This window comes from Reticulibacter mediterranei (assembly GCF_016587455.1).
Map to the genome: position 1 here is coordinate 2,878,532 of NZ_BNJK01000002.1, position 13,002 is coordinate 2,891,533.

Sequence of the window (13,002 nt, forward strand, 5' to 3'; positions counted from 1 at the left end):
GTCAAATCGTGATTTTTATCTGTTGGAAGAGCGATGAACACAGATTGCCGCCTATGCGGAAGGGTATCCGCCAGTGGTGGAGCCAGAGCGGGCAGCGGGTCTGGGGGAGTCGAGGGCCTGAAGAAGAGATCATGGGGGGCATGTGTGAGGTGGTGGAGCAGGTGTGTGCAGTTCTCTACCAGTCGAGGTCTCCCGATCATCAGACGGAAGGAGGGAAATTGCTGCATGCGGCGCTGTTGCAGTTTTACCTCATGTATTTGCCGCCAGAGCAGAGAGTCGGGTGTGGCAGAGGCTGCCAAGCGGATCGGGATTGGGCGGCAAAAGCTCCATGAGTGGATGCGCGCGTGGCAAGGCTCATTGGATCTATGATGCTGGGGCAGATGTGATCTGGCTGGATCGCGACGAGGTGAGTCGCCTCTGGGGCAAAAAACTGAGGCTGTCTGCGTCGGAACGATGAGAGGGGAAGTCCAATGGAGTGTTTGAGTGTATGCCTGATCACATGAGGACGCCTGGAACGAAAGTGTACGTTTCTCGCTCCAGGCGTCCTCTCAGTTGCCTACTCTGGGTTCGTGAAGGACTACTTCCCCCTGTGTAGGTCAGCCCCAAGTCCTTCGGTGCGCGGCCCTTCGTTTCGCGTGCTATTTATCGTGCGCCTACACCCCCTGGTGGCCTCCCATGTTCGTCGCGCCACTACTTATCGGAGACAAGAATAGTATGCCACGAGGAAGAAGCGATGACAAGATCGTGTTATCGTCTCGGTGAGGCGCATTTTGGGTGGGCCTGAGAAGAGCCTCTCCACGGTTGAGTTTGGCGTTGTCTCATCAAGAGGAATGGGCATATCACCCTGGTTGGTGAGGTTGAGATGGGGGAAACCCTTCCATCTGCCATGTGTTCCGCAAACTCTCAGGAAATTCTCAGGATGCATCTGGTCGGGAAAGAAGGAACAGGCAGGAATGTGTTGGGCACTCACTGATGCAATGCCAGGTGCCATCTTCCAGAGCTAGGCGATGAGGGACGTTGCTTGCCTCGAAGATCTCGGACCCTCTGGAAACACGCGCAGGCTGACGATCCCCTCTTGCGGGTTCCGAATCTTTTCCACCAGGGCTGCCTCGCACCCTACGTACTCATCGCCATCGCGCATCTGCTGGCAGCATCAACACGCGATGCATGCTCGATCCAACAGCTACTTCATCCATGGCGCGTTCCTTCCGCATTGAGAAAACGTTGTTGCTTTACAAAGAAGAAGAAGGAGACCCTTGCCAGGCGGCAAACCCTAGCTTCTATTTGCAGCAGGGAGCCATGCTTCAGGCGGGCTTGCGGCCCCAAGCGCCTAAATAATACCAGAGGGCACGAAAGGTGGGCAGCATCATCTGGGCGAGCATCTGGTCATAGAGGGTATCCAGTTCCTGCTGGGTGACAACCTGCATCTTGACCAGAAAGGGCTGGACCAGTTTGTAGGCCACTTTGAAGTTTTCATAATTACTGATGTTGGCCTGGGTTCCGGCGGAGAAGTCGAGGACGTAGGGGTGCTGGTGGACCTGGAGGCAGCCTGCCTCTTGTAAGAACAGCCCAAGCATGGGGGTAATGCCCCAAATTTGTCCATCGGGGATCGGCGTGAAAGCACGTCCTCCTTGGTAGAAGGCGAGTGTGAGTAACTTATTAGAGCGCTCTAAGGCGGGGCTGTTGGAGAGTCCGCCCCCATCGAATTCCGTGAGACGAATGGTGCCGCTAGGTCGTGTGATCCGCACGAGTTCACTGACGAGATCCGGCCAGCGGTCTTTGGGCATGAAGCCAATGAGGGAGCGGGCGTTGACAAAATCGAACGTGTGCTCGGGGAAGTCGAGCGGTCCCGTTGCATCCATGAGCCGGAAGGAGAGATTCTTCAGCCCTTGTACGTGTGCCTGGGCCTGAGCATAGCGCAGCATCGTCTCACTGATATCGATGCCGATGACCTCGATGTGTGGATGGGCGTAAGCCACTCGCTTTTCTCCAGCCGCCAGGACCGCAGGCGATGTCGAGGACGCGGTGCAGGTGTGTAGGATCGAGATCAGAGGGGAACAGGCTGCCCATCGCGCGCGTGAGCAAACGCTCTTGCTGTAAGAGTCGTGCCATTTCGGCAGCGCTCTCGGTGTCAATGAAATACCTATTCTGCTCGGTCATCAAGGTGTCCTTCCTGTTGTGTGGTGCTGCTGCTAGCATACCTGTTTGCCGTGAAAAGCGCAAGTGTGTTGCGTCGTGCGAGAGGCAAAAACGGGAACAAGAGGGGCTGTCTTTGTGGTAAGAAGGTGACAAGCACATGATAGGTTTGCTCTTCTCCCTCTATCGGTGCCGTCTGTATACTAGAGGGTGCGCTCCACAGCAGATGGGTGCTGGAGAGAGTGGAAGAGAGGAGTAACAGGTCGTCTTCTCGTTCGTTGATGGAACAACCGTCATGGCAACAGGATACATCGATGATGGCTGATGGAGCAGGCAGCAAGCAAGAAGGTGTTGCACAGGTGCTCTCCAGGCACTCGCTTGGGATGCGCCTTGTTTACGTGACGGCGCTTGCCGGACAACAGATGAGCAAGGAGGCTCTTGAGACGCTTGCATGGGTGAGTGAGCAGAGAGGAGAAGCAGCATGGGAAGGGGCGTTGATGCTCCTGGTCTGTCCTCCAAGCACACCCTGGAACCGGGCAGTACTGCTCGCTCACTGCTCACGGCAGGTGCGTCGGGCATTGGCGACCCGCGTGGGCTGGGATGGCGCAAGGGGGGTGGCGACAGTGCTGATCGAGGGGAGCGGGCATCCACTCACGGACGCAACGTGCTGGCTGAAGCACTTCACGCTGGTTGCTAGCACGTATGAGCTGATCGTGGCAGAAACCAGGGAGCAGGTGCAGTACCGTGTCGCTCCACTGATTGGAGCGCACCAAACACGGAGAGACTGCTCCCTGGTACACCCTCCTGCTCTCGTCGCAGGCATGTCTTTGCTCAGTGGCCCGCTGAGTGTGTTGGGTTTGCTCATGGGTGGATTGCTCGGCTACGTCGTTGCGCTTCTGTTCCTGTTTCTGATGGTGATGAGCGTTGTTCTGATGTGCTCGTCTCTCTGTTATAAAGACGCATAGGAAGAGCGTTTGTAAAAAGATCTGCTGGGAGTGGTCTCGCCGAGAGGTATGCTGGCCTAGTGTTGGCTGCCCGCACGAAGGAGTGTCCCGGGAGTGGCTCCCCAGACAAACATGTGACGTTGTAGGCAGTGAAGAGGCCTCTCTCCTCTTTATGATGTTTTTTTGCAGAAAGGGAACAGGTTGGAGGAGATCAGCTCCCAAACTATCCCTTCTTCCTGTCAGGCGGCGCGCTTTCTTGTTGTCCCTGTTCTTTTGCCAATCAGCAAGTGTCTGTTCCTCGTCTCGCATTCGGCGACGTGGAGAAGTGAAGAGTGGGGTCACGCAGTGGTCAGCCAGAATCTCCTGGGCGAAAGAGGGTATACGAAAGGACATGCTGTTGTCCAACTCTTATGTGTCTCTCTTGGATGATGTACTGGTAGGTAGGGGCAGGAGGCGCGTGCGTCAGGAGCGGCGAGTGGGTCGAGTGCGACGGCGTGTGGCGTGGGAGCGATGACGGGGTGAGGAGGCGCTCCTGGAAGCGGGAGGCGTTGGCTTGTGAGGCAGAGCCGTCGCATAGCCAGCAGCGAAGGCCTCGGCACGCAGAGCCGCACGGCTTCGCTGCTTGATGTGGGTGGGTGAGCCGTTCTTGCACAAGCGCGAGACCGGCAAAGTCCTGGGCCAATTGCAGTAATTGAGGAGGCGAGAGGATGATGCCCCGGCGCTGGTCATCAAGGCCGCGCTGCTCTCCAGCGGTGGTGGCTTGTGTGAGGAAGGTGGAGTCTGGCTGCATACGTCTTCTCCTGATGTTGCAAACTGCTGCTGGTGCAGTGTAGCACATGCAAGAGCGGCAAGCCAGTCTGGGAAAGGAACGCTGTGGATGGAGACCTCGTTTGAGGAAGAAGAAAGGAGAGCAACTGGAGCGTTGAGGACAAAAGGGGTAGATCTTGCCTCTGTTTATTTGTCGTATAGTCATGAGACGGCAGATGAGGAGTGGCTCCTCTCTGCTGTCGTGAGTATGTGATTGCTCCTGCTGTGAGAAAAAACGGGCAGGGACAAGCACGGTGGAGATGTACCCTTCAGGTCATGCTCCAGTGAACTGATCGGGGTCTGTGCAGAAAATCTTCCCCTAAGTGCAGAAAATCTTCCCCTAAGTGCAGAAAATCTGAGGAGTACTGCTTGCAGACGGCTCTAGAGGCGGATCAAGCAGCACCGTTCATGCGCCAGGGAACGGTGTACGCTGGTGCATGGACACCATCCCGCTTTGTGTGTAAAGATCAGCAGGAAATCAACAAGCAGAGATGCAAGATCAGCATCCGCTGCTACACACTAGCTAACGCGATGTGCAAGTTTTCTCAAACAACCAGCCGATCAAATTGAAGCAAAGGAGCCTGCTCTTGCTGATTGAAGAAAAAGCAGATCGTATGCATCAAAATGAAGCGCAACAAACGATTACGCAGATGCCACAGATCCCTGGCCCAGACCCGCTTCATCTGGCAACGGTCGGTCAACTGACCGAAGACCGTATCGATGAGATAGCGGACGCGTCCCAAAACAGGACTGTGGGAGGCAGCAGCTTTAGGCGAATGGGCTTTTCGGAACGGCGCTTGCAACAGAATGCCCTTCGTGCGCAAAAACGCCTGCAGGTCAGGAAGCCAATAGTTGCGATCTCCCAACACCACGCCGGTTACTCCTTCCAACACGAGCGGGACGATTTCCCCATCCGCTTCATTGGCAGGAGCCAAAAACAGACGCGTGAGCAGTCCAGGCCAACTGAGTTGGGCATGCAGCCGAAAGCCATAAAACGTCTGCCGATCTGCGTGGTCTTTCCCATACCTGGCTTCGCCTCGAAAGCGGACACACCAAGGCGCACGAGCAAAACGACAGACCGGAACCGGGACACTATCCACGATGGACAAGCTCGGATCGTCGCTGATCGCTTCATCACGCAGCCAACACCACACACGTTCTTTAATGCTCCACAGATTGGCTACTTGCCGCACGAAGGTCGTGCTCACAAGTGCCGGAAAGAAGTGGCAATAATGACGTTGAAAGTAGGTCAACAGGGCCTTATCCTGACTCAGGCCCAGATAACTTCCCACGATTTCCATCGTGATCACTTCGCTATCCGACAACTTTGGGGCTGGCCCTCGTGTTCGCAGCCGATCGTCTGTGAGTATCATTGGCATCATCTCGTCAATCACACAAAAACATGTGATAATAAAATCGTCCAAGTTCATGTGGTTTCTCCTCAGAAAGTGGTTTAGGTTTTTTCTGAGAATACCCCATGAGCTTTTTCTTTGGCAAGGCAAACTTGCACATCGCGTTAGCTAAGAAAGAGAAGCAATTTCTCTTCGGATATTTTCTCTCGCTTGCTCTTCCAGGGCTGCGTAGAGAGGCGCAGTCCAGTAAATCCTGGCTCGCTGCAAAAAATTTTGCAGGACCTGGACTCTTCCAACTCTGTAGGAAGTTTCTGGAACCCAGCCATATTCCTGCCTAATAGCCTGGGTGTATGTGTCATAGCGCTCAGCTGGAGCACCAAGAATCGCCAGGTCTGCATCAAGAAGGATCTGGCAATCTCTCTGGCTCTCTTCTGTCCAGTGGGCTTTGGTGCTTAAGATCATCTGAGAAGCCGCTTGAATCGTTTCGGAAGGGACAGCTAAACTGGACAAGAAGCTTTGTGCATACAGAGCACTTCGCTCTTCATTGTCAGTAGCGTGAGGGTCATAGATGCTATCGTGAAACCAGCCAGCCAATTGGATCGCTGGAAGATCGGTCGCGTAGGTACGCAACCTGTCGATCCATTCAAGCACCTCTTGAATATGATCAAGAGTATGATAGATTCGACCTGGATTGCTATATGCGTCAGCGAGGGTAGTGAAGGTGGCTTGAGCCTTCACTTGTTCAATACCAAACGTCTGAAGTAACTGTTCCCACGAGCGCTGAAGTTGAAGCATGGTTTCTTTTGTCTCCTTGATCTCTGTTTTCTGTGCCTTCCTGTTTTCTCACCTAAGAAGAGAGCATCAAAATTGAATGCTGTATTCATTCTATCTCAGTTTGTATCCGAGAATGTCTGCGCTGTCCTACTTAGTTGTGTAAATTTTGGAATTACACTCTGTTGAGAGGATCTGAGAGGGTAGTGTTGCAAAGAAAAAGCTGATCTGCTACAGTGGGGAGAAAAGAGCGAAAGAGGTCTCCTCCATGAGCAACCAATGCCACAATCCGTTCAAATGGCGTCGTTTTCAGGCCGACATCATTCTCTTATGCGTACGCTGGTACTTGCGCTACTCGCTCAGTTACAGAGATCTGGAGGAAATGATGCTCGAACGCGCACTGCATGTTGATCATACCACGATCTACCGCTGGGTCCAGCAGTATGCCCCTGAATTGGAACGACGTTGCCGACCGCATTTGAAGACGACAACGGATTCTTGGCGGGTCGATGAAACGTACGTCAAAGTCAAAAAGCAATGGGTGTATCTCTATCGAGCAGTCGATCCGCTGGGCAACACGCTCGACTTCCTGCTCAGTCCGACTAGAGATGGGGAAGCGGCTTCGCGCTTCTTGCTCAAAACCCTTGTCGCCTCTCATACTGCTGAGCCTCGTGTGCTCAACGTCGACAAGAATGCGGCCTACCCCAAAGCCTTCAACGAACTCAAGGCAGGAGGACGTCTCCCCGAAAGCTGCGAATTGCGACAGGTCAAATATCTCAACAATATCATAGAGCAGGATCATCGCTTTATCAAACGATTGACGAAGCCGGGGATGGGCTTCTTTTCCTTCGAGACCGCGTGGCGAACCTTACAAGGCTTCGAGGCAATGAATATGATACGCAAAGGGCAGGCACAAGGAGTGAAAAAAGGAGATGTGAGAGGCCAGATGGCCCTGGTTGTCAGGCTGTTTGGAGTGGTCGCCTAAACGAAACCAAGAGGGGCTCCACGCTCATCTTGGTTTCTTCATCATTCTTGCAACACAATCCTTCAACGTGCCCCAATTGATGCAGAACACACCTCCATTACGCACTGGGTCAAACGAGCAAATGAGCAAATATGGCTCTTGGAACGCTACAACGACTATCATCATTTGTACTCATAGTGCGTTTGCTCAGGTCCCAAAGAATTGCAGATCTCATCATCTCGTAGATAACCTGCTTAGTATCCTTTATGAGTCATCCCTCATTTTTTTAGCACAGTTGACGCACGCCTCAGCGCCTCCACACTCCTGAATGCGAGCCGCTATGCGGCGAGCAGTGGAGACAGGAGCACCATCAAAAAATTCCGGGATGACTTATACCTCGCCACACTACAGACGACGCCTTTTTGTCAATCAAACTGGTTAATGGAAGGGAGAATTGGAGACCATTCCAGATCGCAGACAAGTAGGCTATTTGCCCCTATCTGGAATGGTCTTGGGGAACAGGTCCCTTGACATTGTGACCAGGTGGTCGTATAATCTTGATGCGACCACCTGGTCACAATTAGAGGAGGTGAATTTCTTTCGTTATGCCGAATAAAACGTTTTTTCACTTGACCGATGAGAAAAGACGCCGTATCGTCGACGCTGCTCTTCAAGAGTTCGCAGCCCACAGTTTTAACGAGGCATCCATTAACCGGATTATTAAGCATGCAGATATACCGAAAGGCAGTTTTTATCAGTATTTTAAAAATAAAGAAGATCTCTATCTCTATTTCCTGGACGAAGTTTCCAAAGAATTTACAGACCCACTCCTGCATGAAAAAGAAATGTATCCAGATGCAACCTTTTTTGAAGTGATTCAGCATGTAAATAGAGAAGTTCTTAAATTAAAGAATATAAAGCCAGAATATATCGAAGCCAGGATGCGGATGGAGTTAGATAATAATGAATTTATTAGAAATATCCGTAAAAAATCCACTGAAAAGTATATAAAACTGATCGAGCGTGATAAAGCGCGCGGTATTATCAAACCGGATGCTGATGCTGAAATTCTTGTCGATATGATTGCATCGTTCAGCCTAAATGAGCGTTACAGGAACAAATCAGGTGTGGAAGAATATTTAAGGAAACTCGACATTGTGCTCAACATTATCAAGGAAGGAGTGGCTGTAGCAGGGGATACATAGCGAGAGATACATGGTTGGTTTCACAACGGCTCACGTGCGAAGTGAAAAAGGTGAGCGGTTCCACTGGCCCTGGACGAGTGGCCAGGTTCTCCACATGAAAGGACAACGTACATGAATCCATATATACTCTGTTTTCAGGAAATCGATACAACAAAGCTGGCGCTGGTCGGGGGCAAAGGCGCGAACCTGGGGGAGCTTTCCAGGATTGAGGGGATACAGATACCACAGGGCTTCTGCGTTACGACCGAAGCGTACCAGGAAATTGTCGGGAAGAACGAAGAGATTCAGTCACTGCTGGATCGCCTGTCCCTTCTCAAAGCAGACGACAGGGAAGGGATTGGTGAAATCAGTGCAACCATCCGCGAGCTCATCGAAGGGATAGCCATTCCGCAAGGCATCGATCATGAGGTGACGCGTCACCTTGAACGCCTTGGTGAAAACCATGCGTATGCCGTCCGTTCCAGCGCGACAGCGGAGGATCTTCCAACAGCCTCTTTCGCAGGACAGCAGGATACGTATTTGAATATCTTCGGCAAAGATGCCATCTTGCAGCATATCAGCAAGTGCTGGGCATCGCTGTTTACCGACCGGGCCGTGACCTACCGCATCCAAAACGGCTTCGAACACCGCAAGGTGCGTCTCTCTGTCGTCATCCAGCGGATGGTCTTCCCAGAGGCGGCGGGGATCTTATTCACTGCCGATCCTCTCACGTCCAACAGGAAGGTGACATCCATCGACGCAAGCTTTGGACTGGGTGAAGCTCTGGTCTCCGGCCTGGTCAATGCAGATATCTATAAGGTACGTGACGGCAGAATCGTTGACAAGAAGATATCGACGAAGACGCTGGCTATCTCTGCCTTACCAGAAGGAGGAACGGAGCAGAAGAGGATCGAGGCCGACCAGCAGAATAGGCAGACGCTGACAGACGAACAGATTGTCCAGCTTGAACGTCTGGGGAGAAGGATCGAGGCTCATTTCGGCTGCCCCCAAGATATTGAATGGTGCCAGGTTTCCAACACCTTTGCTATCGTGCAGAGCCGTCCCATCACCACCCTTTACCCCCTACCAGACGTGCCGGATGAGAAAAACCATGTGTATATGTCTTTCAGCCATCAGCAGATGATGACCGATGCAATGAAACCATTGGGGGTCTCTTTTTTTCTGTTAGGGCTTGAGAAGATGCCCCTCATTCCAATTGGCGGGAGGCTGTTCATGGATCTGACGCACGATCTGGCTTCTCCCATGAGACGACGGATAGGACTCATGGCTGTGGCCCAGATGGACCCGCTCATGAAAAATCCACTCAAACGCTTAATGCAGCGAAAAGCCTTTGTGCAAGCGTTGGCGCGCGGGAAAGGCTTCTTCCGTATGGGGGCAGGCTATTTCACATGGGAACTGCCCGTCCAGGCGATCAAGGCGTACCGCAACAACGACGCCACCATCGTTCCAACGCTCATGTCTCGCAAAGAGGCGGCTCTGAGAGATCTCCAGCAAAGAATGGCAAACCTATCTGGAGACGAACTGTTTGCCTTTATTCTAGAAGAAGCGCAAAAGCAATTAAAAGAAGCTGTAGAGGACCCACGAAGCATGGGTGTGGTGTATGCCGGGACATATGCAGCCAATCGGGTGAAGAAAAACATGGAAAAGTGGCTGGGCGAAAAGGGTGCCGTCGACTCGCTTTCCCAATCGGTAGCCAACAATGTGACCGCTGAAATGGGGCTGGAGCTGCTGGATGTAGCGGACGTTGTCCGGCACTATCCGGCGGTGATGGAGTATTTTCAACACGCCAACGACGAGACGTTTTTTGTGGATCTTGCCAGGCTGGAAGGTGGCGACGCCGTCAGTCACTCCCTACAGGCGTATCTTGCAAAATACGGCATGCGTTGTGCCGGTGAGATCGACATCACCAGGCCCCGGTGGAGCGAGCAGCCGACCACGCTCATTCCCACCATTCTCAACAACATCAAAAACTTCGCGCCGGGTGCTCATAAAGCCCTCTTTGAGCAGGGCAGGCTCTCAGCGCAGCAAAAGGAACAGGATTTCCTCACCCGTTTGGAACAATTGCCCGGTGGAAAACACAAAGCCCAAAAGGCAAAAAAGAGGATCAGCCGGTTGCGCAATTTCGTCGGCTACCGGGAATACCCGAAGTACTTCATGATGCAGTATTACTGGGTCATCAAGCAGGCAATGCTGAAGGAGGCCGTCAAGCTCGTGCAAAAGGGGGTGATCCGACAGAAGGAAGACATCTCCTATCTCACCTTTGAGGAACTCCGAGAGGCCGTTCGGACAAATCGGCTCGATGACAGCCTCATCACGAAGCGAAAAGAGGAATACAAGGTCTATGAGAAGCTGACGCCGCCGCGCATGATGACATCCGAGGGGGAGATTTTATTCGTCGAATACGACACAACTGGCGTCCCGAAAGATGCCCTGGTGGGCATACCCGCTTCATCTGGCATCATCGAGGGGCGGGCGCGGGTCATCCTGAGAATGGAGGACGCCGACATAGAGGAGGGTGATATCTTAGTCACCGCATTCACCGACCCGAGTTGGACCCTGGTCTTCCTATCCGTCAAGGGCCTGGTGACGGAAGTGGGTGGGACGATGACCCACGGCGCTGTCGTCGCCAGAGAATACAACCTGCCTGCCGTTGTAGGCGTGGAAAACGCGACCAGGCTAATCAAAGATGGGCAAAGAATTCAGCTCAATGGCACGAAAGGGTACGTAGAAATCCTCCAGGATGATCCGATGCCAGTGAGACCTTGAGACATCTCGGTAGCATAGGTCACGTTATGAGTCATCCCTGATTTTTCTGGATGCTGATATGTAGCCAGGAGAGAGAAAAAAGAGGCTAGGCAAAACGGATCTCGTTGTTTAGACTGTTGAGTATGAAAGCAATCAACACCTGAACGAGGAGATCCGTAGTCATTATGGCAGAACTGTCTGAAACCTTCAAACGCCTGGAACAAGACCCCCAGGGAGGCTCGCAATATTTGCTCCATCAACTCGAAACATTCTTTTTACCCCTCCTCACTGAATTAGATGCGATCCTAGACAAGCGGCTAGTGCGCACATTCCTGCAATGCCTAGTGGCGATCATTCGCTTGCGCAATAATCCGCAAGCCCTCTGGCCGAGTGAGCTGGGTTCCTACCTGGAGGGGTATGATGGATACGCTTCCAGTGCTGCCGCAGGCACCAAGCGGGTAGGAAAACTCTTGCGTTCGGTCAAATGGACGGTGGGCTTGATTGATCGCTCTCTCCTGGAGAAAGCGGATAAAGAGGTAACAAAGCTCAAAGGACAGAGAAAACGGATTCTCTGCCTTTGGGATGGAAATGTAGTGGAAAAAGTAGAAAGCGAAAAATTGGAAGGGTTATGCCCAGTCCTCTCTAGCAAAGCGAAACGACGTGGGCGCACCAAACGCGGTCTTGTGTTCAACTGGCCCGCATTGCGCCGGTGCGGGTGATGGGCATGCAATGGTGGTAAATGACAGGCAGAATCTTAGCAGCACATCAGTAGTAATGATATGGGGAAGGGAGCCGCCAGGCTCATCAAGCATCCTCGGGGGACTTGAGGCTTGCTGGCGCTGCAACCAGCGTGCTCATGCCAGTAGTGCGGAGCAAGGGTAGTGTCAGAACTGGGAGTACAGAAGCTCATCAAACAGCCCATGATGAGAGGTTGCTAGCTTTCGCTAGGATATTGCTCGCATCACTTCTTTTAAAGAAGTAAGCCGATCAAGGAAAGTTCGCCGCTGTTCTGAAAGCGAGGTTGATTCGCCTCTGATGGAGCGGAGCCGGAGATAGTCTCGTAATTCATCGAAGGCAGAACAGAAACGGGCAGCCGAGTTGAAACTTCCGAAACCATGCATGGGGTAATACCGTTGCTTGACTCCGCGATGATCTTGCTCCACGCGATTATTGAGGTACGTATTCGTCCGATGCTGCACAGTTTCACCCACTATTTCCCGTATTGCTCGTGGTGAGGTGCCATGCCCATCCGTGGTTACCCATTCCGGAGTATGGCCAACCACGGCAAGCGCTTGCTTAAAAAATTGTTGAGCTGCTTCCATATCGCGTTTCTCACTCAGGCGGGAATCCACTAGATTCCCATCTGCATCGATGGCTCGATAGAAATAACACCACTTCCCATGAACCTTGATGTACGTCTCATCAACATACCATGATTTCCCAGCTCGTCCATGCCGCTTTGTTCGTAACTGATCGGTGAGCAGTGGCGCAAACCGCGCTTCCCACTCTCGAACAGCTTCGTGGGTGAAGACCAATCCTCGTACCAGAAACATCTCGGCGAGATCTCGCAGGCTCAATTTGTACCGAAGTCGCCACAGAACAACCAGAAGGATCACATCGGTGGGATATTCCAGGAAGTTGAATGGGGTTCCGGTGCGCTCGTTGAAGAGATGTTTGCAAGCTGAGCACCGGAACACGCGATAACCCAGCGTTGTTTTCTGTGTTTGTTCTTTGGTCGTAGCTGAGGTGCAATGTGGACAAGTCATGAAGCACTCCTTCTCGGTTGAGTCATTGTTCTCAACATACCTTGTAAACCATCGCTACGACAAGCCCTTCTCTGAATTCTGACAGAACCCTTTTTTCAAGCTCAACTGGACGCTCGTCCACCCGTTAAGGGAGTCCTACCCAGACCTTTCTGGTCCACTATATTTATTGACCACTACAGGGAGTTTTTCTTAGGATTTTGCAAAATGATCTATACCTACAGGCCTTTCTGGGCCTCCTCCAGCATCCCCAGCCAGAACACGGAGCTGACCACCACCGCGGCAATCACTTGTGCCATGATGGCATACTTTGCT

Annotated in this window: 12 protein-coding genes; 6 read left to right on the forward strand and 6 right to left on the reverse strand. The window is 52.5% G+C overall.

The genetic code is table 11. The features are described 5' to 3' along the window. Positions 1–53 precede the first annotated feature (53 nt). Positions 54–332: a hypothetical protein gene (locus K3T83_RS51730; RefSeq protein ID WP_220210895.1), complete on the forward strand. Its 279-nt coding sequence runs from the start codon at positions 54–56 to the stop codon at positions 330–332. A 972-nt stretch (positions 333–1,304) separates the two neighbouring features. On the opposite strand, the gene K3T83_RS51735 is transcribed toward K3T83_RS51730, so the two are convergent. Together K3T83_RS51735 and K3T83_RS51740 are read right to left on the reverse strand one after the other, a co-directional pair. Then, a complete protein-coding gene (locus K3T83_RS51735; protein WP_220210896.1) occupies positions 1,305–1,979 on the reverse strand; it encodes a class I SAM-dependent methyltransferase in 675 nt (224 codons plus the stop codon). Beyond that, a complete protein-coding gene (locus K3T83_RS51740) occupies positions 1,930–2,160 on the reverse strand; it encodes a hypothetical protein (RefSeq protein WP_220210897.1) in 231 nt (76 codons plus the stop codon). Before K3T83_RS51740 ends, K3T83_RS51735 begins: the two co-directional genes overlap by 50 nt. Before the next feature lie 290 nt (positions 2,161–2,450). Here K3T83_RS51740 and K3T83_RS51745 point away from each other — a divergent pair, with 290 nt between their 5' ends. Then, positions 2,451–3,101: a hypothetical protein gene (locus K3T83_RS51745; protein ID WP_220210898.1), complete on the forward strand. Its 651-nt coding sequence runs from the start codon at positions 2,451–2,453 to the stop codon at positions 3,099–3,101. Between the two features lie 328 nt (positions 3,102–3,429). Here the strand turns inward: K3T83_RS51745 and K3T83_RS51750 are convergent, their stop codons facing one another. The 3 genes from K3T83_RS51750 to K3T83_RS51760 form a co-directional block, all read right to left on the reverse strand. Then, positions 3,430–3,870, reverse strand: a complete 441-nt coding sequence (locus K3T83_RS51750) for a hypothetical protein (RefSeq protein ID WP_220210899.1) — start codon at positions 3,868–3,870, stop codon at positions 3,430–3,432. Positions 3,871–4,432: 562 nt separating this feature from the next. Continuing rightward, a complete protein-coding gene (locus K3T83_RS51755; protein ID WP_220210900.1) occupies positions 4,433–5,317 on the reverse strand; it encodes an IS982 family transposase in 885 nt (294 codons plus the stop codon). Positions 5,318–5,407: 90 nt separating this feature from the next. Next, positions 5,408–6,034 (reverse strand): HD domain-containing protein, encoded by a 627-nt coding sequence (locus K3T83_RS51760; protein WP_220210901.1) that lies wholly within the window; start codon positions 6,032–6,034, stop codon positions 5,408–5,410. 244 nt (positions 6,035–6,278) lie between these two features. Here K3T83_RS51760 and K3T83_RS51765 point away from each other — a divergent pair, with 244 nt between their 5' ends. The 4 genes from K3T83_RS51765 to K3T83_RS51780 all read left to right on the forward strand — a co-directional run bounded on the left by K3T83_RS51765 (position 6,279) and on the right by K3T83_RS51780 (position 11,643). Beyond that, complete coding sequence (locus K3T83_RS51765) at positions 6,279–6,995, forward strand: IS6 family transposase (protein WP_220210902.1); 717 nt, start codon at positions 6,279–6,281, stop codon at positions 6,993–6,995. A gap of 584 nt (positions 6,996–7,579) precedes the next feature. Next, the gene (locus K3T83_RS51770) at positions 7,580–8,179 is read left to right on the forward strand and encodes a TetR/AcrR family transcriptional regulator (protein ID WP_220210903.1); all 600 of its coding nucleotides are present in this window, start codon (positions 7,580–7,582) and stop codon (positions 8,177–8,179) included. 111 nt (positions 8,180–8,290) lie between these two features. Continuing rightward, positions 8,291–10,945 (forward strand): phosphoenolpyruvate synthase, encoded by a 2,655-nt coding sequence (gene ppsA / locus K3T83_RS51775; RefSeq protein ID WP_220210904.1) that lies wholly within the window; start codon positions 8,291–8,293, stop codon positions 10,943–10,945. 164 nt (positions 10,946–11,109) lie between these two features. Next, entirely contained in the window at positions 11,110–11,643 is a 534-nt protein-coding gene (locus K3T83_RS51780; protein ID WP_220210905.1) for a hypothetical protein, read from the forward strand. 225 nt (positions 11,644–11,868) lie between these two features. Here the strand turns inward: K3T83_RS51780 and K3T83_RS51785 are convergent, their stop codons facing one another. Then, a complete protein-coding gene (locus K3T83_RS51785; RefSeq protein ID WP_220210906.1) occupies positions 11,869–12,690 on the reverse strand; it encodes an IS6 family transposase in 822 nt (273 codons plus the stop codon). Positions 12,691–13,002: the final 312 nt, after the last annotated feature.